The organism is Streptomyces sp. NPDC058664, from assembly GCF_042716635.1.
Taxonomy (GTDB): domain Bacteria; phylum Actinomycetota; class Actinomycetes; order Streptomycetales; family Streptomycetaceae; genus Streptomyces.
This window is the reverse complement of sequence record NZ_JBHXRW010000063.1, coordinates 13,342-33,928: the sequence shown is the minus strand read 5'-3', so window position 1 is coordinate 33,928 and position 20,587 is coordinate 13,342. Positions and strand designations below refer to the sequence as shown.

The window sequence follows — 20,587 nt, the reverse complement described above, 5'->3', positions numbered from 1 at the left end:
CAGGATGACCATATGTTGATCCGAAAGGGCGATGCCGCGTAGGCGTCCCAAGGCCGTCCGCACAGAGCGATGGCGGCCACGATGGCAGTATCCGGTGCTGAGGGTCCGCGGTGTCTCCGCGCGGACTCGTACAGCGATCCGCCGGGTCGAAGACCAGGAGATGTGGCCCAACGCGGTCGCCAATGCGCTCTCGTGTTTCGAGCGGGCTTTCAAGGAACCTGGACGCTACCTGAACGCCTCCGCGTTCGAATCGCCCGGGGTGGGAGATGCCCGTGATGACCTCGAGTGGGCAATGCGACGCCTTCCTCCCGGAGCACAAAGGGACTTGGGTCGACTGATCACACGCATCGATGCGGAGCTCGAGCGCCGAACTCTGCCGGAACCCAACAACATCGAGTTGGCGATGTTCGGCTGGTGGTGGACCAGGATGCGGGAACGCTGACGGACTCGTGCCACCTGCAATCGAACAAAACCTTCACTCTCCGCGATGGCTCCCCAAGATCTGTGCCAGAACCGAGTTCTGAGAACGCCTGAATGCTTGCTTCGGAACCATGGATGTGCCCCGCACGACCGGTGTGATGGCGTCTCACCGGTTCATCGGGCGGCATACCCGTCCCACAGCGGGCCTCCGGCCAGGTCCAATACGTCTGCCACGACCGCGGCGAAGGCCTTCGCGTCCCCGGCGGTCGCCCGCGCGGCGGCTTCGGACAACGCGCGGTGCACCCCGGGATCGGCCGCGGCCAGCCGCCGCGACAGCCATTTGCCCCCGACGAGCCAGTGCCCGCTGAACAGGAGGACCAGCTCCGAGGCACGCCGCAGCATGTGCGAGACCAAGTACACCCGCTCTGCAGGGTCCGCGCAGCCACGCAGATCGTCGAGCAAGTCGGTCAGGATGTACCGCTGGTAGTCACGCTCACGGTCCGAGAGCGGCGGCGGGCCCGCGGCCCAACGCTTTCGCGCCTCATCCTGGAGCGAAGCGCCCAGCCCATCCGTGTCCACCAGGAGCATGCCGTCAGCGCACATGGCGAGCAGCGGCGAACTCCGCTTCGTGGTCTCCTGGTCGGCGAAGCTGTGCCAGACGGCCTCCGTTTGCACGAACAGCTCCACCGGCCAGCCGCGATACACCAGGTTCTCCCGGCTGGGGGCGGGCGGCCCATCCAAGAGGACCACGATGTCCAGATCAGATGTGGGTGTCCGGCGGTCGGTCAGCACGCTGCCGGCGAGGAAGGCCGCCCGGGCGGCGGGAAATCGGTCCCGCACCAGTTCGCGGGCGGCGAGCACGGGGTCATCCATGATCGCAGCTTACGTGCCGACGCCAGTCCCGTACGGAGACGGGCGCCGGCACCACAGAGGTGCTCTCGCTTCTCATCGGTTCTCACGCGCTCCACGGACACCGAGTGATGCCGGAACCTACCGGCAGCCGTTCCCGCTTCCGACCTACGCAGCCGCGGGGCCCGTCCCCGATGAGCGGCACGCGGGCCGGCATCAGCTCCGTCTGCCGCCTGGGTGACGGCCGGGCCTCACTTCAGCCGGCGAGCGCTCGACCGGCGGGCGTCCGGTCGGCCGGCGTCCGGCCCGGGGCCGGTGCGGCGTCCAGGCTGCGGCGCATCCGCTGAAGTCCTCGGCGGGCGTGGCTCTTGACGGTGCCCAGGGGCAGGCCGGTGCGGTCGGCGATCTGCACCTGCGTGAGGTCGCCGAAGAACGCGAGGGTCAGCACGTCGCGCTGGACCCTCGGCAGACGCGCCAGTTCACGGGTGACCACGATCCGGTCGAGGACGTGCTCGGGCCCCTCCCGCGTGCCGGCGGACGGCGAGAGGGCCGCGCCGGCCGCTGCCACGAGGTCCAGCCTGCGGGTCCGGGCGGTGAGCGCGTCCGCGATCTTCCGCCGGGCGATGCCGACCAGCCAGGCGGGCACGGGTCCGCGCTCCGGGTCGTATCCGGCACGGCCGCGCCAGGCGGCGAGGAACACCTGCTGGGTGACGTCCTCGGCCTCGCGCGGGTCGCCGAGGGCGCGCGCCGCGAGGGTGTGCACGAGACGGGCCCAGCGCCGGTGGGCGAGGGCGAGGCAACGCTCGTCGCCCCGGGCGAGCCCCTGGCCGATCTCCTCGTCCGAGAGCGCGTCGGGCCGGACGGGAGCCGTGGCGGACGCCGGGGCCGTGGCGGACGCCGGAGCCGGGCGGGGGGCCGTGGCGGACGCCTCGGCCGGGTCGGCCGCCGTCACGGACGCCACGGCCGGGTCGGTCACCGTGGCGGGGGCGGGGGCGGGGGCGGGGACGGGGACGGGGGCGGGGGCGGTGGTGGGTGTGGTCATGGCGGTCCTCCTCCTCCCGGGGCCCGGTGCTCCCGGCTCCCTCAGCGTCCGGCCTTCGGAGGAGGTGGATCAACTCGCATCGTTTGTGCGTCGGATCTGATGATCCCGAGGTGCTCGGTCCCGTCCCCTGGCGTGCCGGAAACGACTCAGGCCGTCGGCGAGGTCCACCAGCGGGTCGGGATAGTCGTACGCGGCCCGCTCCGGGCCCTTCAGCCGCCAGGGCTCGTGGACCAAGCGCCCCGGGAGGCCCGCCAGCTCCGGAACCCAGCGCCGGACGTAGGCGCCGTCGGGGTCGTACCGCTTGCCCTGGAGCACGGGGTTGAGGACCCGGTTCGGCCGTGTGTCGGTCCCCGTTCCCGCCACCCACTGCCAGTTCAGCTGGTTGTTCGCGACGTCGCCGTCCACGAGGAGGGCGAGGAAGTGCCGGGCCCCCTCGCGCCAGTCGAGGTAGAGCGTCTTGGTGAGGAAGGAGGCGGCGAGCAGCCGGCCCCGGTTGTGCATCCAGCCCTCGTACGCCAGTTGGCGCAGGGCCGCGTCCACCACGGGGTAGCCGGTCCTGCCCTCCCGCCAGGCCCTGAGGTCCGCCTCGGCCTCCTCGCCCCGCCGCCACAGGTCGTGCCGTGGCCGGTAGTCCTCGACTGAGCTCTCCGGCCGTGCCGCGAGCACCTGGTGGTGGAAGTCCCGCCAGCACAGTTGCCGTACGAACGCCTCTGCGCCCGCGCCGCCACGGGCCCGCGCCCGGTGCACGGCCTCGGTCGCCGAGACCGCGCCGAAGTGGAGGTACGGGGAGAGGCGGGAGGTCGCGTCGCCCGCGAGGTCGTCGTGCCCCTCCCCGTAGGAGTCGGCGTGCCGGGACAGCCAGGCCCCGAGCCTCCGGCGTCCCTCGGTCTCCCCGCCCGTGGCGAGGCCCTCGGAGACGCCCGCCACGGACGCGCGCTCCGGCAGCCGCTCGGAGCGCGTCTCCTGCGGCACCGGGACCGACCGGGGCGCCGCGAGGGGCGTCCGGAGCGGTTCGGCGGCCCAGCGCCTGAGGTACGGGGTGAACACCGCGAAGTGGTCGGAGCCCTGCGGCGTGACGTCCCCGGGCGGTACGACGGTGGTCACGGCGTCGTGCACGTACAGGCGGCGCCCGTCGGACTCCAGGGCCCATCGCAGCCGTTCCTCACGGGCGCGGGCGAAGGCGGAGTGGCCGGCGGCCATGTGCACCTCGTCGGCGTCGGCCTGCCGCACCACGCCGCACACCTCGGTCACGGTGTCGCCGCCGCGCACGACGAGCCGGCCGCCGCGCTCGCGCAGTCCGGCGTCGAGGTCGGCCAGACAGTCGGCGAGGAAGGCGAGCCGGTTGGGTGCCGCGAACCCGGCCCGGTCCACGGCGGGGTCACGGACGAACAGCGGTACCACCTCGTGCGCCGCCTCCACGGCCGCGCGGAGCGGGGGATGGTCGTGGACACGGAGGTCGGAGGTGAAGAGGACGACGGAGACGGTCATGGGGCCACTCCCGAGGGGTCGGTCACCGGGCGGACCGTGCGGCCGGACGCCCGGTGGGCTGCTGTGGAGGTGCGTGCCGCACCCCTTCCCCGTACCGCCGGTTCACGGATGCGGCGGCCCGGTGTCCCCCGAGGGACGGCCGACGGAGGGAAGGCCCTCGGAAGGAAGGCCTCCGGAGGGACGCGCGCCGCGGCCGGCCCCGAGCCCGGCCCCCTCGGTCTCCCCGATCCCCTCGGCCTTCTCCGACTTCTCGGCCCTCTCGGCCGTCCGGGCGATGTTCCTCGCCATGCCGCCGAAGACGACGGCGTGGAACGGCGACACGCTCCACCAGTACGCCTGCCCCGCCAGCCCGCGCGGGTGGAAGAGGGCGCGCTGGCGGTACACCGTCCGCCCCTCGTCGTCCCGTTCGGCCCGCATCTCCAGCCAGGCGAGCCCGGGCAGCCGCATCTCGGCGCGCAGCCGCAGCAGCGTCCCTGGCTCGATCTCCTCGACCCGCCAGAAGTCGAGCGCGTCACCGACCCGCAGCCGCGCGGCGTCGCGCCTGCCCCGTCGCAGCCCCACCCCGCCGACGAGCCGGTCGAACCAGCCGCGCACGGCCCAGGCCAGTGGGAAGGAGTACCAGCCGTTCTCCCCGCCGATGCCCTCGATGACCTGCCAGAGGGCCCGCTGCCCGGCGTCGACGGTCCGTTCGCGTTCGTCGGCGTAGAGGCTGCCGCCCGCCCAGTCGGGGTCGGTGGGCAGGGGGTCGCTGGGGGCGCCGGCGAGCGAGGCGGAACTCCACCGGGTGGTGACCCGGGCCTCCTGGACCCGCCGGAGGGCGAGCGCGAGGGCGTCGTCGAAGGGGAGGGGCGCGCCGGGCGGGTCGGGGACGTGCTCGGCGATGTCGTGCTCGGCGCAGACCACCTCGTACCGCAGCGACTCGGCGAGCGGGCGGGCCAGGGAGGCCGGCACGGGCGTGACGAGGCCGATCCAGTGGCTGGACAGACGGGGGGTGAGCATCGGGACGGGCAGGATGAGCCGTCGGCGCAGTCCGGCGACCTTCGCGTAGCGGATCATCATGTCGTGGTACGTGAGGACGTCGGGGCCGCCGATGTCGAAGGCGCGGTTGACGTCCTCCGGCATGGAGGCGCTGCCGACGAGGTAGCGCAGCACGTCGCGCACGGCGATGGGCTGGACGCGGGAGCCGACCCAGCTCGGCGTCACCATCACGGGGAGCCGTTCGGTGAGGTACCGGAGCATCTCGAAGGAGGCGGAGCCGGAGCCGATGACGACGGCGGCCCGCAGCACGGTGGTGGGGACGCCGGAGTCGAGCAGGATCCGGCCGACCTCGGCCCGTGACCGCAGGTGGGGGGAGAGTTCCCGTTCGGGTACGTCCGCCGGGGTGAGTCCGCCCAGGTAGACGATGCGGCGCACTCCGGCGGCGCGGGCCTCCTCGGCGAAGGTGCGGGCGGCGCGGCGGTCGGTCTCCTCGAAGCCGCGGCCCGACCCCATCGAGTGCACCAGGTAGTAGGCCACCTCCACGTCGCGGAAGGCGGTCCGCAAGCCGGCCGCGTCGGTGACGTCTCCGCGTACCACCTCGACCCGGTCCGCCCAGGGGTGGCCTCGGAGGTTGGCCGGGGTGCGGGCGAGGCAGCGCACGCGGTGCCCGGCGTCGAGCAGTTCAGGGACGAGCCGGCCGCCGATGTAGCCGCCGGCGCCGGTCACCAGGGAGAGCGGCCGACCGGACGCGGCCCGGGGGTGCGTCGCCATGGGGGGTGCTCCGTTCCGTACGGGGACGTCACGCGTGCGTCACGCGCGCGCGAAGGGCGCTCTCCTCATGTTTCCCGTCCGCGGCTCGCACGGATGCGTGGGAGCGTTGTCTATAGGCTGACCGTGTGGCCAGCAACGAAGACCGAGACGCTACCGCCGCCCCCGAAGGCCCTGTGGGTGATCTGCAGAGCTTCGCCGTCGCGCTGCGACGGACGCAGGGCGAGCTGCATCGCCTGGTGCACGGTTTCGCGCAGACGCAGGGGCTGCATCCCACGGACGTGCACGCGCTGGCGGTGGTTCTGGACAGCCCCGAACCGCTGACGCCCGGACGGCTGCGCGAGCACCTCGGGCTGACGTCCGGTGCGGTCACGGCCTGCCTCGACCGGCTGGAGAAGGCGGGACACATCCGCAGGACCCGGGAGAGCGCGGACCGCCGTGTCGTCCATGTGCGGTACGAGGACGGGGCGCGGGCGGCGGCCCGGCGGTACTTCCTGCCGCTGGCGGAGGCGGCGGAGCGGACACGGGAGCAGTTCGACCCGACCGAGCTCTCGGTGGCCCTGCGTTTCCTGACCACGCTGAACGACGAGCTCGGGGCTCTGCGCGTGCCCCGCCGCTGAGGCGGTGCATCCGTCCGGGGGACGGTGACCGAAGGGGTGTCGAGAGCCGAGAGAGGCCCATGATAGAAACTCTCTCAATCATTGAGATAGTTAATGATAGAGATACAGTACGGAGCCCCGATGCCACCCAGTGCCCTCCGCCGTACCCGACTTCTGCTCCCCCTGGCCCTCCTCATCGCCTGGCTCGCCGTGGGCGGCGGGCTCGGCCCCTTCGCCGGACGCCTCGGCGAGGTCGCCACCAACGACCAGGCGGCCTTCCTGCCGCGCAGCGCCGAGTCCACCCGCGTCATCGAGGAGCAGAAGGCCTTCCGCCGGTCCGAGACCGTGCCCGCGATCGTGGTGTGGACCGCGCGGGACGGCGGGCGGGTGGCCGCCGGTTCGACGGCCGACGCGACCCGGGCCCTCGCCGAGCTCACCGGGCGTGAGGGCATCGTGGGCCCGCCCTCCCCCGCCCTGTCCTCCGAGGACGGCGAGGCGCTGCGCGCCGTCGTCGCCCTGCGGCCCGACCTCGGCGACGCCCTGCCGACGACGCTCGACACGATCCGGAAGGCGGCGGCCGCGGTCCCGGGCACGACCGTGTGGATCGCGGGCCCCGCCGCCACCCAGGCCGATCTCTCCGGAGCCTTCTCCGGCATCGACGGGTTGCTGCTCGGTGTCGCCCTGATCGCGGTGCTGCTCATCCTGCTGGTCGTCTACCGCAGCGTCCTGCTGCCCCTGATGATCATCCTGGGGGCGGTCTTCGCCCTCGGCCTCGCCTGCGCCGTCGTGTACGTGCTGGCCGACGCCGGCGTACTCAGGGTCGACGGCCAGGTGCAGGGCATCCTGTCCATCCTGGTGATCGGCGCCGCGACCGACTACGCGCTGCTCCTGGCCGCCCGGTACCGCGAGGAGCTCACGGCCCCCGGCGCGGACCGCTTCGCCGCGATGAACCGGGCCCTGCGCCGCTCCTTCGAACCGATCGTCGCCAGTGCCGCGACCGTCGCCCTCGGCCTGCTCGCCCTGTTCGTGAGCGACCTGTCCAACAACCGGGCGCTCGGCCCCGTCGGCGCCATCGGCATCGTCTGCGCGGTCCTCAGCGCGCTGACCTTCCTTCCGGCGGCCCTGGTCCTCACGGGCCGCGCCGCGTACTGGCCGGCCCGCCCGAGGACCGCCCCCGAAGGCACCGGGACCGAAACCCGGACCGGTGCCGGCACCAGCACCCAGGCCACCACCGTCACCACCGCCACCGCCCCCCGGTCCGGCGGTCAGGCCGTCTGGCACCGGATCGCCGCCCTGGTCGACCGGGCGCCCCGCAAGGTGTGGGCGGTCACCCTCGCCGGGCTCCTGGCCTGCGCCGCCTTCGCCCCGGCCCTGAACTCCCGCGGCGTGCCCTTCGACGAGATCTTCGTGAACGACGCGCCGTCCGTCGCCGCGCAGGAGACCCTCGGCCGCCACTTCCCCGGCGGCGCCGGCAACCCCGCGGTGATCATCACCGACGCCGGGGCGGCCGCGCGGGTGGTCGCCGCCGCCGAGGACGTCGACGGCGTCGACTCGGCGTTCCCGGTCGACGCCTCGGGCCGCCCGGCGCCCGGGTCGCCGCTCGTGGTCGACGGCCGGGTCCGCGTCGACGCCACCCTCACCGCCGCCGCCGACAGCGACGCGGCACGGGAGACGCTCGCCCGGCTCCGTACCGCCGTCCACGCGGTACCGGAGGCGGACGCCCTGGTCGGCGGCTCCACCGCGCAGCAGTACGACACCCAGCGCACGGCCGCCAGGGACCGGACGCTGATCGTGCCGGTGGTCCTGGCGATCATCCTGGTGATCCTGATGGCGCTGCTGCGCTCGCTGGTGCTGCCGCTGCTCCTCGTCGCCACCGTGGCCCTCAACTTCGCCGCCACCCTGGGCGTGTCGGCGCTCGTGTTCGAGCACGTCCTCGGCTTCACCGGCACCGACGCCTCCGTACCGCTGTACGGATTCGTGTTCCTCGTCGCGCTCGGGGTCGACTACAACATCTTCCTGATGTCCCGGGTCCGCGAGGAGTCGTTGCGCCACGGGGTGCGTGAGGGCGTCCGCATCGGTCTGACCGCCACCGGCGGGGTGATCACCTCGGCGGGCGTGGTGCTCGCCGCGACCTTCGCCGCGCTCGGCGTGATCCCGCTGGCCTTCCTCGCCCAGATCGCCTTCATCGTCGCCTTCGGCGTCCTGCTCGACACCCTGGTGGTCCGCTCGCTCCTCGTCCCGGCGCTCGTCCGGGACCTCGGTCCGGTGGCGTGGTGGCCCGGTGCGCTGAGCCGCCGCCCCGAGGTCGGGGAGCGGACCGACCAATCCGCAGGCGCCACCGCTCCGAAGTAACAGCGCATCCGAGGACACGCAGGAGGGCACACCCGGTGAGAGAGCACGCACGCGTCGGCGGAGGTCCGGCCCCGGACCGGGGCGGCGACGGACTGCCCGAGCTGATGGTCCGGGTCGCCCGAGGGGACCAGGAGGCCTTCGAGGCCGTCTTCGACCAGGTCTCCGGTCCCGTCCTCGGCGTGGTCCGCTCGGTGGTACGGGATCCCGCGCAGTCCGAGGAGGTGACCCAGGAGGTGATGGTCGACCTCTGGCGGTCCGCCGCCCGCTACCGGCCGGACCTGGGGTCCGTCCTGAACTGGGCGCTCACCCTCGCCCACCGCCGCGCGGTGGACCGGGTGCGCTCCGAGCAGGCGTCCTCGGACCGGGCCCGGCGGGTCGCCCTGCTCGAACACACCCCCGCGTACGACGAGGTGACGGAGGAGGTGGAGAACCGTCTCGACCGCGAGCGGGTACGACGCTGTCTCCGCGGCCTCACCGAACGCCAGCGGCAGTCCGTCACCCTCGCCTACTACCGCGGGCTGACCTACCGGGAGGTCGCCGAACTCCTCTCGCTGCCGCTGGGGACCGTGAAGACCCGGATGCGCGACGGTCTCATCCGGCTCCGCGACTGCCTGGGGGTGACGGCATGACCGGCGGTGACCTGCACACGCTGACCGGCGCGTACGTGCTCGACGCACTGGACACCGACGAGGAGCGGGAGGCGGTCGAGCGGCACTTCGCCGCGTGCGCCGCGTGCGCCGGCGAGGTCCACGAACTCTCGGAGACGGTGATGCGCCTCGGCCTGGCCGTCGCCGAACCGGTCACGCCCGCGCTGCGTGCCGAGGTGCTGCGCCGGATCGCGGGCGTCCGCCAGCTGCCGCCGGTGACCGTACCGGCCGGCCGCTCGTTCGCGCGCGGCCGTGGCCTGCGCCGGCTGCCCCACTGGGCGCTGGCCGCCTCGCTCGCCGGTGCGGTGACGCTCGCCGGTGTCGCGGGCGTGCAGTACCAGCGGGCCCAGGAGGCCGGGCAGCGGGCGGCCAGGGCCGAGGCGAGTTCCACGGCCGTCGCGGCGGTGCTCGCGGCGCCCGACGCCCGGGTCTCCACGGCGCGGCTCGCGGACGGCGCCGTGGGGACGCTCGTCCACGCCCCGTCGCTCGACCGGGCGGTGTTCGCCACCGCGGGGATGCCGGCCCCACCGGCCGGCAAGGTCTACCAGCTCTGGTACGACGACGCCGGGACGATGCGGTCGGCCGGCCTCATGCCTTCGGGCGCGTCGTCCTCGACCACCCTCCTGGAGGGGCCGGCGAACCGTTCCGCCGGGATCGGGATCACCGTGGAGCCCGCGGGCGGCTCTCCCCGCCCGACCTCGGCACCGGTGGCCACCATGGCCATGCCGAAGGCTTGACCCCCGGCACGCCGTGAGGCCCCCGGGGGCCTCACGGCGTGCCGGGGGTGCCCACCGGCGCGGCCGGGGCCGGGCAGGCGACCGTGCCCGGCCGTACGGAGAGCGTGAGCCGGGGAGCGGTGAGGAGGCCCGGGATCTGGAAGTCCTGCGCGGTGCCGACGATCCGGTCGAACTTGGCGTACCGCGCCTGGATGCCGAAGCGGTGCTGCGGGCTGTCGAGCGGATTGACGACGTACGCGCCACCGGCGTCCTTGACGGTCTTCACGTCGGCGCCGTTGGTGTTGAGGTCGACGATCCCGTCCATGTCGAGGACCCCGGTGGCGTTCTTCAGGTCCAGGACGGTGTTCTGGGTCCTGATCTCCCAGGAGCCGGGGTTGTCGTCGCCGAGGGTGAGCAGCAGCGTGTACGTGGCTCCCGCGATCTGCTGCCGCTGGCTGAGACAGAGGCCGTTGAGGACCCCGTCCGCGAAACCCATCCTCAGCACGCGGACGGTTCCGGTGGAGCCGTCGGGCCGTACGACGGTCTGGTCCACGACGGCGGCGCCGTACTGCGTCCCGTAGAGGCTGCTGGTGGTGAAGTCGACGGGCCGGTCCTGGATCCGGAGCCCGACGGCCAGCGCGCCGCTCGCCATGGCGGAGCCGAGGCCGCCGGCCGCGAGGAGCGCGGGGAGGGCGACGGCGAGCGAGCGGCGCCAGTGGGTGCGTCCCTCCGGGGGGCGGCGGTCGGGGCTCATGGGGGCGGGGCTCATGGGGTGGTCACCGTGATGGTTCCGGGGAGGTGGACGGGGTTGTCGGTGGAGTCGAGGGCCGCGTGGTCGTCGACCGTCCGGATCGCGTAGATGTCGCCGACGAAGTCCTCGGCGCCCGCGGTGAGGGGGATGAGGGAGCCGAAGAAGTCGAGGAGGCCCTGTACCCCGCAGATCTTGATCAGGACGCGGACGCAGACGTTCGAGATGGTGCCCCACATCGTGGTCGTCTCGGGTCTCCCGGCGCTGTCGTACCCGCCGAGGGAGCCTTCGCCGGGAACGTCGATGGTGACGGTGTGTCCGGCCGCGCGCTGGCGCACGTTCATGTGCGAGCGGATCTTGAGCTTGGTGAAGGTGTACTGGTTGGTGACGCGCGTCGTGCCGTCGGAGAGCCGGACGGTGACGTTCTTGTCGACGGTCATGGAGACGGCGACCATGCTGTCGATGGTGACGTGCAGCGGGTCGGGGGAGGGCAGGAAGGGCGCGCCCAGCGGTTCGACCGCGGCGGTCGGCCCTTCGGCGTGGCTCGGCTGCCCGGACCAGACGGCGGTGACGACCGCGAGGACGAGGGCCGTGGAAACGGCGAGCACCCGGTGACGAGCGCCCCGCGCCCGGGCCGCCCGCGCCGGTGTGGCGGCCGGCCTCGTCCCGGTGACGGCCGGCCTCATCCCTCCGCCTCCACCGCCGCCCGGCGGCGTGGCCGCTTGGCGCCCCAACCCACCAGCATGGATCCGCCGAGGACGCCGAACGTCATGCCGAGCAGGAATCCGCCGAGGTTGGAGACGACGAGCGAGACGACCGCGAGGACCACGCCGATGAGCCCGAAGGTGTACCGCTGGGCGGGCAGCGCCATCGGGACGAGTCCGCAGAGGATCATCCCGCCGCCGACGAGGTAGCCCGCCACTCCCCCGAAGCCCGTGCTCACGATCAACTGCAGGGAACTCAGGGAGAACTTGAGGACGGTCCAGCCCCCGGCGACCAGCCACACCCCGCCCCAGAACGGCCGGGTGCGGCGGAACGCCCGGAACCATCCGTACGCGGACCCCAGCCGGCTCAGCACGCGGTGGCCTTTCCCGCGACGACCCTGATCCTCAGGTCGGGAAGGACGAGCGCCCCGGCCATCTCGGCGTCGTACGCGGTGGCGTTCAGCCCGTGCAGCCGGATGGAGCTGCCGCCCTCTCCGCCCGCCGAACCGAGCCCGAACCCGCCGGGCAGCGCGCCCGTGAGCGGCTTGCCGGCCACGGTGACCTGGTCGGCGGACTGGCCGAGTACCGCGTTCTGGAGGGTGGTGGGCCCGTACGCCTGGAGTTCGGTCGCCTGGATGTAGAGGTTCGAGGCGTCGATGTCGGTGGTGAAGGCGGCGGGCGGGGCGGCCGTCACCTTCTGGCCACCCGTCAGGAGCAGGGAGTACGGGACTCCCGCGATCGTCTGGTGGACGACGCCGCAGAGCCCGGCGAGCCCGGCGCTCGCGAAACCGACGCGCGCCATGGCCGTGTCGGTGGTCGTGGTGCCGTCCGGACGTCCGACGGAGGGGGTGTTGACGATGGCGCCGAAGCCGCTGCCCGCCACCCCGTTGGACGTGAGGGTGAAGGGCTGCCCCGTGACGCTGAAGTTGGCGGCGAGCGCGCCCTGTGCCAGTGCGGCCCCGAGGGCGCCGACGGCGAGGGCCGAGGGGACGAGGGCGAACGCGCCGCGCCCCCAGCGGGTGCCCCGCCGGGTGCCGTCGGCCGCCTCGGCGAGCATCCGCGTGTTCCAGTCGGCGGCGGCACGGCTGCCGGCCGCCCGCATCCGGGCGAGGGCCGGGCCGATGCGACGCGCCCCGGAGGAGTTCTCTGTCATACGGATCCGCTCCCGACGGACATGGGCGGTACGGGGGTTCCGGCGGCGGGTCGCGTACGGCGGAGGAGGCCACCGCGCCGCTTGGCGGGCTTCTCGGGGAGCCAGGCGAAGCCCATGGAGCCGCCGAGGACCGAGAGGGCCATGCCGACGAGGAGACCGCCGAGGTTCGACAGGGGGAAGGAGGTGACGCCCGCGATCACCGCGATGACGCCGGCGGTGTGGCGCTGGCTGGGCATCAGCAGCATGAGCAGGGCCATCGCCATCAGGACGACACCGCCGGCCATGCCCGCGATCCCCCCGACGCCGACCTGGAGGATCTTGCCGAGTGGTGCCATCGGCAGGAAGAAGATGACGAAACCGCCGAGACCGGTCCAGACGGTCGCCCAGAACGGCCGGGTGCGGCGCCAGCGACGGAAGGCGGCCCGCGCCCCGTGGGCGTGGGGGCGGCCGGACGGCTCGGCCGGACCGGATCCGGGGGTCGGCTCGGGCGGCGGATCGATGGTCATGAGGGCCTCGCAGCAGGGGGTCGGAGGTGGGTGGAGGGCCTGGTGGGGCCGGGGGAAGGTCCCGGAGGGGTGGGCCCGGATGGGGGGCCGAGGCCCCACGCCCGCCTGGAGGCGGACGGGGTCGGGAACCCCCGCCCGTCCCGGGACGGCTGGGGAGCCGAGACCCCGCGCCCGTTCCGGGACGGCGGATAGGGGGCGAGCCCCCGCGTCCGTCTCCGGGCGGGTGGGGCCGGGAACCCGCGCCCGTCCCGAGGCGCGGGTCCCCGGCCCGTACCGGCGCCGTCGGTGCGGTTCTCCCGCTGCCCGGCTCAGCAGGCCTTGTCGCCGTGGGCGATGGCGATGGCGAGGTCCGGCAGGGTGATCGCGCCGGAGATCGTGGCGCCGTTGGCGTCGGCGGCGAGGTTCTTGATGTCGGTCCGGCCGCCGGTGGCGTCGAGGCCGAACTGGCCGGGCGTGCCGTCGGTGATGCCGGTGCCCTTGATGCCCGCGCCGTCGGCGGCGGCGCCGATGACGTTCGGGGTGGTGTCGCTCGCGTTGAGCGTGGCCGTGGCGGCCTTGAGCGACTGGGCGTCCAGGACCAGCTTGTTGGCCTGGAGTCCCGCGCCGGCGACCAGCTGGTCGCTGGTGAGCGGGGTCGCCGCGGCGGGCGAGGAGATGTTCAGCGACCAGGTGCCGAGGCTGCCGATCACCGGGAGGTTGACGGACTGGACGGCGTGGACACAGATGCCGTCGAGGCCGGCCTTGGCGATGCCGACCTCGGCGGCCCCCTTGGCTCCGCCGGCGTCGATGGTGTGCATGACCGCGCCGATGCCCTGCGGGGCGGCCACCGTCTTGGAGCTGAGGGTGAAGGGGACGCTGGTCAGCGAGAGGTTCGCGGCGAGCGCGCCCTGCACCATGGCCGTGGCCATGGCGGCGACGGCCGCCGTGGCGGGCACGGCGAGGAACGCCGATCTGCGCCAGCGGGTGACGCCTCTGCTCTCTTCCTGCATGGGATCTCCAACCGTCGGGCCGCGCCGGCCGAATGACACTTTGCGGCTCTGTGTTCGAGAATTGGACACTTCACTTGAGAGTGTCAACACATCTGACAATCTTTGGGCGAATTCCCGCTGGACTAGGCTTGGCCGATGCCACGCTTCAGGGAGACGGTCCGGACACTGCTGCGCGAGCGCCTCCTGGACGCCGCGTACGAAGCGGTCGCGGACCGCGGCTTCGACAAGCTGCGCATGGCGCACCTGGCCGGCGCGGTCGGCGTCAGCCGCCAGACCGTGTACACGGAGTTCCCCTCCAAGGAGGCGGTCGGCGAGGCCCTCTTCCAGCGCGAGCTGGAGCGCTGCCTCGTCGGCATCCAGGAGGGCCTGGACGCGCACCGGGACGACCTGAGCGCCGCCGTCGAGGCAGCCGTCGGCTTCACCCTCACGCTGGCCGCCCGGAACCCGCTGATCAAGGCCATGCTGACCAGCACCGGCGAGGACGGACTCCTCTCGTACCTCACGACCCGGTCCGCGGCGGCGTTCGACACGGCGACGGCGATGGCCGACGCGTACGTCACGGAGGCCTGGCCGACGATCGACCCCGTGGCGCGCGAACTGGCCGTGGACGCGGCGGTCCGGCTGACCGCCAGCCATATCGTCCAGTCGGCCGCCTCGCCCGGGGAGTCGGCCCGCCGCGTCGCGGACACGGTGGTCCGGATCGCGCTGAGCACCGGCCACGAGAAGCTCCCGCCGGGAAATCAGGGGAATCAGAGGAACCAAGGGAGTTGAGGGAATCGGGGGAGAACTAGGGCCCCGGGCCCCGGTACTCCTCCAGAACGGGCCGGTTGCCGATCTCCGGTGACGCGGAGACCGGAAAGGCCCGCACGCCGACCCTCCCCTCGACCCGCGCGAGGTCGCCCCAGCCGTACGCCCGTGAGTCGTTCGAGAGGTCGGGGTTGTCACCCAGGTAGAAGAACGCGCCCTCGGGCACGGCCCGCAGCTCGGAACGCGACGACCGGGTGCCGTCCGGCCCGCAGCACGCCCCCGTACGCCGGACCCGGTCCGTCCACTGGGGCGCCACCACCCGGTACACGGGTCCCTCACCGCCCTTCTGGAGGAGGACCTGGAAGGGCTCCTCCGGAGTGGAGAGGATCGCCACCCGGTCGCCCGGCAGTCCGATCACCCGCTTGACCAGCAGGGCGTCCTTCCCGGCGGCCCGCAGCAGCACCACGTCGAACCGGCGCGCCTCCCCCGCGGAGCCCGGCGCGACGAGGATCCGGTCCCCCTGGTGGAGGGTGGGGGCCATGCTGGTGCCGTCGATCCGGACACCGAGGGCCGTCACCGCCACCGCCGCGACGAGGCAGAGCGCGACCCCTGTCCCGAGGACGGCGCCGGCCGCCCGGCGCGGGTTCACCGGCGGCGGGTGGGGCCCGGCGGCCGCACGGCGCCGGACCGGTCGATTTCGGTCATGGCGGAACGGTAGGACGGGCGGCGGCCCGCCGCTGTGACCGTACCGCTCAGGGTTGTTGACCGGGGGCGCCCACGACTCCCGGACCGCGGGACCTGTACGCCCGGGGAGTCTCGCCGGTCCAGCGCCGGAACGCCCGGTGGAAGGCGCTCGGTTCGGAGAATCCGAGCTGCCGGGAGAGCCGCTCGATGGAAACCCGGCCGCCGGTCAGCTCGGCGATGGCGTGATCGCGCCGCACCTGGTCACGCAGCCGCTGGTACGTGGTTCCCTCGGCGGCCAGTTGCCGGCGCAGCGTCTGGGGGCTCACGGACAGCCGGCCGGCGAGCTCCTGGGGCGTCGGCACCGAACCCGTGGCCAGGGCCCGCCCGATCAGATGCCGTACGCGACCGGTCACCGCGCTGCCGTAGTCGGCGCGGACGAGCACGTCGGCCGGGGCGCGGCGGAGGAAGGCCCTGAGTGCCGCGGCGTCCCGGAGGACGGGTTCGTCGAGGTCCGCCCGGTCGAAGACGGCCGTCGTCCGGGCGGCGCCGAAGACGCAGGGCGCGCCGAACAGGTGGGCGTACTCCCGGGCGTGCCGGGGCTCGGGGTGGACGAACTCGACCCGGCGCAGGCCGACGCGGCGCCGGATGAGCCAGCCCGCGAAGCGGTGCGCGACGAGGACGGTGGACTCGGCACCGAAGTGGAGGGGGTCGTCGTACGCGGAGACGTCGAACTCCATCCGCGCCTCGTCGAGGCCTTCGGCCCGGGTCCCACCCGTACCGGGTTCCACCAGACGGAAGCGCGGGCCGGCCGGGAAGAGCGCGTAGAAGGTCTGGGCGCGCCGGAGGGCCTCGCGCAGGTCACGGCTGCCGTGGACCGCGACATGGGCCATCATCGCGAAGGTCCCGACCTTGCTGGGCGCACCGCCGAAGCCGATGAGTTCGTCGTCGAGGGTGGCCCACAGCATCCTGACGAGCTGTCCGAACTGCTCCGCCGACACCCTGGCCCGGGGCTGTTCCACGATCGACGCGGGAAGTCCGGCCCGGGCGAGGAGCGGCCCGGAGGCCAGCCCGCGCCGCTCGGCTCCGAGCAGCACGGCCCGTACGTGATGGGCGCTGACCGACCGTGCAGGCATGCGCGTCGCCTCCGTTCCGGCCGCGTCGCCCCCGGGTTCACCGCGACCGGGGTGGACACTTCCCTCGAAGGATGTCCAGGTTCCGACACTCTACTCAGAACTGTAAGGCGCTCGAAGCTCCCATCCTGTGAACGGGACACAGCTCACAGCCGTACCGTCGGGTGCCAGGCACCCGTACACGAGGGAAGAGGGGCAGCACATGAGCGGAGTGGCACGCCGGACGGTGGTCGCGGCTGCGGGCGGCGCGGGTCTGGCAGCGGCACTCACCGCCTGCGGGGGCGGCGGTGGCACGAGCGACGACAGCGCGCCGCAGGAGGGCGCCACCCTGGCGCGGACCGGGGACATCCCGGTGGGCGGCGGGAAGGTGCTCGCCGATCAGGGCCTGGTGATCACCCAGCCGAAGGCCGGGGAGTTCAAGGCCTTCTCTTCCAAGTGCACCCACCAGGGCTGCGCCGTGAGCAGCGTCAAGGACGGGGTCATCGTCTGCCCGTGCCACCAGAGCCACTTCGACATGTCGGACGGCAGCGTGAAGTCGGGTCCGGCGACCGCGCCACTGCCGCCGGAGCCGATCCAGGTGGTGGGCGAGGAGATCAGCTTCGGCTGACGGCACCTCCGGCGGTGCCGACGGCCCCGGAGCGCCTGGGGGGCTTCCAGCATCCCAGGATCTCGTCGGTCGTGGTGATCGTGGCGACCAGCGCGAGCGTGTGACGGATCATCGCGGGGGTGTAGTCGGCCGGCACCCCCGCGATCGCGTCGGCGGGGACGACCACCGTGTAGCCGAGGTTCACGGCGTCGAAGACCGCGTTGGGCACGGCCACGTTGGCGGAGACGCCGGTGACGATCAGCGTCCGGCAGCCGAGGTTGCGGAGCAGCGGATCGACGTCGGTCCCGGCGAGCGGCGAGAGCCCGTGCAGACGCCGCACGACGAGGTCCTCGTCGGCGACCTGGATCGGTTCGGCGATCCGTACCGCCGTACTGCCGCTGTGCTGCTGCACGGGCAGCCGGGCGGCGGCCCGGAACAGCCGGGCATTGCTGTTGGCGCCCCGCCCGTCGGGGCGTCGCTCGGCGACGGCGTGGATCACCTGGACGTCCGCCCCGTGCGCGGCGGACACGAGCCGGGCGACGTTGCGCAGGGCCCCCGACGCGCGGGCGACGGCGGCCAGTTCCGGCAGCGCGCTGTCCGGGCCCACGACGCCCTGCTGGCACTCGACGGTGAGCAGGACGACTCCGCCGTCCGGCCGGATCCGCTCCCCGAGCCGCTCTCCCGCACTCCCCTGCCCTTGCCCCATGGCCTCTCCCCTTGCACTGGCGCGGATGGACCCCCATGCTTTCTGACGTCTCATCAGAAATCCAGAAGGGTGCGGACGATGACCGTCGCACAGCGCCATGGACGCCGGATCATGATGACCCCGGCCGAGCTCGACTCCTTCCTCGCCGAACAGCGCACCTGCCGGGTCGCGACCGTGTCCGCCGACGGCCGCCCGCACGTGAGCGCGCTCTGGTTCGCCTGGGACGGCTCCTCGCTGTGGCTGTACTCGCTGACCCGCAGCCGCCGCTGGTCCGAGCTGCGCGCCGACCCGAGGGTCGCCGTCGTGGTGGACGACGGGGAGGAGTACGGCGAACTGCGCGGCGTCGAACTGTCGGGCACGGTCGACTTCGTCGGCGAGGCCCCGCGCACCGGCGAGCCGTGCCCCGAACTCGACGTCCCCGAGCAGCTGTTCGCCGCCAAGAACTTCGGCCTCGACGCCATGCCGCACGACGGCCGGCACGCCTGGATGCGCCTGACCCCGGACGCCGTCGCCTCCTGGGACTTCCGCAAGCTCGCCGGACTCTGACGACGGCCGGCCGACAGAGCCCTCCTGGGGACGGCCCTCAGCACATCCCTCCGTACGGGCCCTCAGCTCGCCAGCGGTTCGGCGGCCGCCCGCAGCGCGCCGACGACGGCCCGCACGGAGGGGCGGCGCCCCGCGTCCGCGCGCCAGGTCGCGTAGATGTGGCGCCGCACCTGCTGCCGCACGGGAACGAACACGACGCCGTCCGGCACCGGACGGCCGAGCCGAGGGGTCACGCACACCCCGAGCCCCGCCGCGACGAGCGCGAGCTGCGTGTGATGCTCCCCCGCCAGGTGCCCGATGCGCGGCTCGATGCCCTGCGAACGCAGCGTGAACATCAGCCAGTCGTGACAGAACTCGCCCTCCGGCCAGGACACCCACTCCTCCTCGGCGAAGTCCACCAGATCCACCGCCTCGCGCCCGGCGAGCCGGTGACCGGCGGGCAGGGCCACGTCGGCGGAGTCGTCGAGGAGGTGGGCACGCTCGAGACCGCCCGGCACGGGGGCTCGCTTGTTGCTCCAGTCGAGGACGATCGCCAGATCCGCGTCGCCGCGCAGCACCGCGCGCACGCCCTGCTCGGGTTCCAGTTCCGTCGTACGGACCCGGAGGTCGGGGTGACCCTCGCGCAGCGCGGCGAGCGCGGCCGGGAAGAGCCCACGGGCCGCCGTCGGGAAGGCCGCGGCCCGCACCTCGCCCACCACCTGCCCGCGCTGGGCCTCGATGTCGGCCTGGGCCAGCTGGACCTGGGAGAGGATCCGGGCCGCGTGCTCGGCGAGCAGCAGACCGGCGTCGGTGAGCCGCACCCCCCGGCCGTTCTTGGCGAGCAACTGCTGCCCCACCTCGCGCTCCAACTTGGAGAGCTGCTGGGAGACGGCCGAGGTCGTGACGTGCAGTCCGTCGGCCGCGCCGCTGACCGAACCGTGCCGGGCGACGGCGTCGAGGGTGCGGAGGCGCTCCAGGTTCAACATGTAAGCGATACTAAGGGAAGGGGTCGAGCAATTCTCGCTTGTTCTACGAGATCGGGCCCGTCACGCTGAGCGCATGAGCCCCGCAGCCCCGCCTCCCGTCGCCGCCCCGCCCTCTCCCCTCCGCTCACCCCGATCCCCCGGCTCCCCCGGCGCGCGTCCGCTGGACTGGCGGATCCGGTTCGGCGTCCTGGCCCTGATCTGGGGCTTCAGCTTCCTCTTCATCAAGGTCGGCACGGAGGGCTTCGAACCGTTCCAGGTCACCTTCGGGAGGCTCCTGTTCGGTACGGCGGTGCTCGCCGTCGCCCTGGTGGTGAAGCGCGACCGGCTGCCGCGCGGCGCCCGCGTCTGGGGTCACCTGACGGTCGCGGCCTTCCTCCTCAACTCGCTGCCGTTCTCCCTCTTCGCGTACGCGGAGCTGACGATCCCGTCGACCCTGGCGGGAATCTGCAACGCGACGACGCCGCTGTGGGGCATGCTGCTCTCCCTCGTCGCGCTCTCCGAGGACCGTCCGACCCGGGTCCGCGCCGCCGGCCTGGGCATCGGCTTCATGGGGGTGCTCACCGTCCTCGGCGCGTGGCAGGGATTCTCCGGACTCGACGTGACGGGCACCGCGCTGGCCCTCCTCGCGTCCTTCAGTTACGCGGTGGGCTGGATCTACGTCCGCAGGACACTGGGCGGCACCGGCGCCTCGAACCTCTCGCTCGCCGGCTCCCAGGTGGGCCTCGCGACCCTGCAACTGGCAGTGGTCACCCCGTTGTTCACTTCAACTCCGCAATCAATCGAGTGGGTACCGCTGCTCGCCGTGATCGCCCTCGGCGCGCTCGGCACGGGGTACGCGATGCTGCTCCAGTACGGCGTGGTCGCGGAGGTCGGCCCGACGACGGCCGCCATGGTCACGTACTTCATCCCGGTCATCGCCACGGCGGCGGGCGTGGCGCTCCTGGACGAACACCTCGCCTGGAACACCCCGGTGGGCGCCGCCGTGATCCTCGCGGGCGCAGCCCTCACCCAAACCACCCCCCGCCCCCGAACACCCCGCCCCTGACCCCCGGCGCGACACCCACCCCGCCGTGAACAACAGTCCCGCCGACACGACACCCACCCCGTCGCGGGCGACGATTCCCCTGGGACGGCGCCCACCCCGTTGTGGGCCATCGTCCCGCTGGGGCGATGGCCCACACGGGCAGTGGGCGAAGACCAACACCGGGGTGACACCGCCCCAACAGGGGCGAAGGCCCAACGGAACGGTGGCCCGCACAGGGCG

At 73.4% G+C, this 20,587-nt stretch carries 22 protein-coding genes; 8 read left to right on the top strand and 14 right to left on the bottom strand.

What is annotated here, in order from left to right:
- Positions 1–594: 594 nt before the first annotated feature.
- From ACFWUY_RS34365 to ACFWUY_RS34350, 4 genes are all read right to left on the bottom strand, one after another.
- Complete coding sequence (locus tag ACFWUY_RS34365; protein WP_384119107.1) at positions 595–1,293, bottom strand: nucleotidyltransferase domain-containing protein; 699 nt, start codon at positions 1,291–1,293, stop codon at positions 595–597.
- 232 nt (positions 1,294–1,525) lie between these two features.
- Positions 1,526–2,311, bottom strand: a complete 786-nt coding sequence (locus ACFWUY_RS34360) for a sigma-70 family RNA polymerase sigma factor (RefSeq protein ID WP_384119105.1) — start codon at positions 2,309–2,311, stop codon at positions 1,526–1,528.
- A gap of 69 nt (positions 2,312–2,380) precedes the next feature.
- Positions 2,381–3,799: a cryptochrome/photolyase family protein gene (locus tag ACFWUY_RS34355; protein ID WP_384119103.1), complete on the bottom strand. Its 1,419-nt coding sequence runs from the start codon at positions 3,797–3,799 to the stop codon at positions 2,381–2,383.
- 102 nt (positions 3,800–3,901) lie between these two features.
- Positions 3,902–5,548: an SDR family oxidoreductase gene (locus tag ACFWUY_RS34350; RefSeq protein ID WP_384119101.1), complete on the bottom strand. Its 1,647-nt coding sequence runs from the start codon at positions 5,546–5,548 to the stop codon at positions 3,902–3,904.
- A gap of 125 nt (positions 5,549–5,673) precedes the next feature.
- Here ACFWUY_RS34350 and ACFWUY_RS34345 point away from each other — a divergent pair, with 125 nt between their 5' ends.
- From ACFWUY_RS34345 to ACFWUY_RS34330, 4 genes are all read left to right on the top strand, one after another.
- Positions 5,674–6,165 (top strand): MarR family winged helix-turn-helix transcriptional regulator, encoded by a 492-nt coding sequence (locus ACFWUY_RS34345; RefSeq protein ID WP_384119099.1) that lies wholly within the window; start codon positions 5,674–5,676, stop codon positions 6,163–6,165.
- Between the two features lie 120 nt (positions 6,166–6,285).
- Positions 6,286–8,496, top strand: coding sequence for an MMPL family transporter (locus tag ACFWUY_RS34340; protein WP_384119097.1), 2,211 nt, complete (start codon positions 6,286–6,288; stop codon positions 8,494–8,496).
- Between the two features lie 104 nt (positions 8,497–8,600).
- On the top strand, positions 8,601–9,125 hold the full coding sequence (sigK, locus tag ACFWUY_RS34335) for an ECF RNA polymerase sigma factor SigK (RefSeq protein WP_384119124.1): 525 nt from the start codon (positions 8,601–8,603) through the stop codon (positions 9,123–9,125).
- Entirely contained in the window at positions 9,122–9,880 is a 759-nt protein-coding gene (locus tag ACFWUY_RS34330; protein WP_384119095.1) for an anti-sigma factor domain-containing protein, read from the top strand. The genes sigK and ACFWUY_RS34330 overlap by 4 nt, the downstream gene beginning before the upstream one ends.
- Positions 9,881–9,911: 31 nt before the next feature.
- Here the strand turns inward: ACFWUY_RS34330 and ACFWUY_RS34325 are convergent, their stop codons facing one another.
- The 6 genes from ACFWUY_RS34325 to ACFWUY_RS34300 form a co-directional block, all read right to left on the bottom strand.
- Positions 9,912–10,628 carry a DUF6230 family protein gene (locus tag ACFWUY_RS34325; protein ID WP_384119093.1) on the bottom strand — a complete coding sequence of 239 codons (717 nt, stop codon included), beginning with the start codon at positions 10,626–10,628 and terminating at the stop codon, positions 9,912–9,914.
- Entirely contained in the window at positions 10,625–11,293 is a 669-nt protein-coding gene (locus tag ACFWUY_RS34320) for a hypothetical protein (RefSeq protein ID WP_384119091.1), read from the bottom strand. Before ACFWUY_RS34320 ends, ACFWUY_RS34325 begins: the two co-directional genes overlap by 4 nt.
- Complete coding sequence (locus tag ACFWUY_RS34315) at positions 11,290–11,685, bottom strand: DUF6114 domain-containing protein (protein ID WP_384119089.1); 396 nt, start codon at positions 11,683–11,685, stop codon at positions 11,290–11,292. The genes ACFWUY_RS34320 and ACFWUY_RS34315 overlap by 4 nt, the downstream gene beginning before the upstream one ends.
- Positions 11,679–12,464 carry a DUF6230 family protein gene (locus ACFWUY_RS34310; protein WP_384119087.1) on the bottom strand — a complete coding sequence of 262 codons (786 nt, stop codon included), beginning with the start codon at positions 12,462–12,464 and terminating at the stop codon, positions 11,679–11,681. The genes ACFWUY_RS34315 and ACFWUY_RS34310 overlap by 7 nt, the downstream gene beginning before the upstream one ends.
- A complete protein-coding gene (locus ACFWUY_RS34305) occupies positions 12,461–12,970 on the bottom strand; it encodes a DUF6114 domain-containing protein (RefSeq protein ID WP_384119084.1) in 510 nt (169 codons plus the stop codon). The genes ACFWUY_RS34310 and ACFWUY_RS34305 overlap by 4 nt, the downstream gene beginning before the upstream one ends.
- A gap of 308 nt (positions 12,971–13,278) precedes the next feature.
- Positions 13,279–13,959 carry a cholesterol esterase gene (locus ACFWUY_RS34300; protein ID WP_384119083.1) on the bottom strand — a complete coding sequence of 227 codons (681 nt, stop codon included), beginning with the start codon at positions 13,957–13,959 and terminating at the stop codon, positions 13,279–13,281.
- Between the two features lie 135 nt (positions 13,960–14,094).
- Between ACFWUY_RS34300 and ACFWUY_RS34295 the strand changes: the two genes are divergently transcribed.
- Positions 14,095–14,730 (top strand): TetR family transcriptional regulator, encoded by a 636-nt coding sequence (locus ACFWUY_RS34295; protein WP_384119081.1) that lies wholly within the window; start codon positions 14,095–14,097, stop codon positions 14,728–14,730.
- Between the two features lie 16 nt (positions 14,731–14,746).
- Here the strand turns inward: ACFWUY_RS34295 and lepB are convergent, their stop codons facing one another.
- A complete protein-coding gene (gene lepB / locus ACFWUY_RS34290) occupies positions 14,747–15,355 on the bottom strand; it encodes a signal peptidase I (protein WP_384119080.1) in 609 nt (202 codons plus the stop codon).
- A 103-nt stretch (positions 15,356–15,458) separates the two neighbouring features.
- Entirely contained in the window at positions 15,459–16,523 is a 1,065-nt protein-coding gene (locus ACFWUY_RS34285) for an AraC family transcriptional regulator (protein WP_384119078.1), read from the bottom strand.
- A 199-nt stretch (positions 16,524–16,722) separates the two neighbouring features.
- On the opposite strand from ACFWUY_RS34285, the gene ACFWUY_RS34280 reads away from it, so the two are divergent.
- Positions 16,723–17,127: a Rieske (2Fe-2S) protein gene (locus ACFWUY_RS34280; protein ID WP_384119075.1), complete on the top strand. Its 405-nt coding sequence runs from the start codon at positions 16,723–16,725 to the stop codon at positions 17,125–17,127.
- Here the strand turns inward: ACFWUY_RS34280 and ACFWUY_RS34275 are convergent.
- On the bottom strand, positions 17,114–17,812 hold the full coding sequence (locus tag ACFWUY_RS34275; protein WP_384119072.1) for a cysteine hydrolase family protein: 699 nt from the start codon (positions 17,810–17,812) through the stop codon (positions 17,114–17,116). The two genes, ACFWUY_RS34280 and ACFWUY_RS34275, sit on opposite strands and share 14 nt — an antisense overlap.
- Positions 17,813–17,890: 78 nt before the next feature.
- Here ACFWUY_RS34275 and ACFWUY_RS34270 point away from each other — a divergent pair, with 78 nt between their 5' ends.
- A complete protein-coding gene (locus ACFWUY_RS34270; protein ID WP_384119069.1) occupies positions 17,891–18,358 on the top strand; it encodes a pyridoxamine 5'-phosphate oxidase family protein in 468 nt (155 codons plus the stop codon).
- 62 nt (positions 18,359–18,420) lie between these two features.
- Here the strand turns inward: ACFWUY_RS34270 and ACFWUY_RS34265 are convergent, their stop codons facing one another.
- Positions 18,421–19,323, bottom strand: coding sequence for a LysR family transcriptional regulator (locus tag ACFWUY_RS34265; protein WP_384119067.1), 903 nt, complete (start codon positions 19,321–19,323; stop codon positions 18,421–18,423).
- Positions 19,324–19,396: 73 nt separating this feature from the next.
- Between ACFWUY_RS34265 and ACFWUY_RS34260 the strand changes: the two genes are divergently transcribed.
- Positions 19,397–20,368 carry a DMT family transporter gene (locus ACFWUY_RS34260; RefSeq protein ID WP_384119065.1) on the top strand — a complete coding sequence of 324 codons (972 nt, stop codon included), beginning with the start codon at positions 19,397–19,399 and terminating at the stop codon, positions 20,366–20,368.
- Positions 20,369–20,587 lie beyond the last annotated feature (219 nt).

Coding starts and splice junctions, on each gene's coding strand:
- ACFWUY_RS34365 (WP_384119107.1), bottom strand. CDS start 1,293: ATGGATGACCCCGTGCTCGCCGCCCGCGAACTGGTGCGGGACCGATTT.
- ACFWUY_RS34360 (WP_384119105.1), bottom strand. CDS start 2,311: ATGACCACACCCACCACCGCCCCCGCCCCCGTCCCCGTCCCCGCCCCC.
- ACFWUY_RS34355 (WP_384119103.1), bottom strand. CDS start 3,799: ATGACCGTCTCCGTCGTCCTCTTCACCTCCGACCTCCGTGTCCACGAC.
- ACFWUY_RS34350 (WP_384119101.1), bottom strand. CDS start 5,548: ATGGCGACGCACCCCCGGGCCGCGTCCGGTCGGCCGCTCTCCCTGGTG.
- ACFWUY_RS34340 (WP_384119097.1), top strand. CDS start 6,286: ATGCCACCCAGTGCCCTCCGCCGTACCCGACTTCTGCTCCCCCTGGCC.
- sigK (WP_384119124.1), top strand. CDS start 8,601: ATGGTCCGGGTCGCCCGAGGGGACCAGGAGGCCTTCGAGGCCGTCTTC.
- ACFWUY_RS34330 (WP_384119095.1), top strand. CDS start 9,122: ATGACCGGCGGTGACCTGCACACGCTGACCGGCGCGTACGTGCTCGAC.
- ACFWUY_RS34325 (WP_384119093.1), bottom strand. CDS start 10,628: ATGAGCCCCGCCCCCATGAGCCCCGACCGCCGCCCCCCGGAGGGACGC.
- ACFWUY_RS34320 (WP_384119091.1), bottom strand. CDS start 11,293: ATGAGGCCGGCCGTCACCGGGACGAGGCCGGCCGCCACACCGGCGCGG.
- ACFWUY_RS34310 (WP_384119087.1), bottom strand. CDS start 12,464: ATGACAGAGAACTCCTCCGGGGCGCGTCGCATCGGCCCGGCCCTCGCC.
- ACFWUY_RS34305 (WP_384119084.1), bottom strand. CDS start 12,970: ATGACCATCGATCCGCCGCCCGAGCCGACCCCCGGATCCGGTCCGGCC.
- ACFWUY_RS34300 (WP_384119083.1), bottom strand. CDS start 13,959: ATGCAGGAAGAGAGCAGAGGCGTCACCCGCTGGCGCAGATCGGCGTTC.
- ACFWUY_RS34295 (WP_384119081.1), top strand. CDS start 14,095: ATGCCACGCTTCAGGGAGACGGTCCGGACACTGCTGCGCGAGCGCCTC.
- ACFWUY_RS34285 (WP_384119078.1), bottom strand. CDS start 16,523: ATGCCTGCACGGTCGGTCAGCGCCCATCACGTACGGGCCGTGCTGCTC.
- ACFWUY_RS34280 (WP_384119075.1), top strand. CDS start 16,723: ATGAGCGGAGTGGCACGCCGGACGGTGGTCGCGGCTGCGGGCGGCGCG.
- ACFWUY_RS34275 (WP_384119072.1), bottom strand. CDS start 17,812: ATGGGGCAAGGGCAGGGGAGTGCGGGAGAGCGGCTCGGGGAGCGGATC.
- ACFWUY_RS34270 (WP_384119069.1), top strand. CDS start 17,891: ATGACCGTCGCACAGCGCCATGGACGCCGGATCATGATGACCCCGGCC.
- ACFWUY_RS34265 (WP_384119067.1), bottom strand. CDS start 19,323: ATGTTGAACCTGGAGCGCCTCCGCACCCTCGACGCCGTCGCCCGGCAC.
- ACFWUY_RS34260 (WP_384119065.1), top strand. CDS start 19,397: ATGAGCCCCGCAGCCCCGCCTCCCGTCGCCGCCCCGCCCTCTCCCCTC.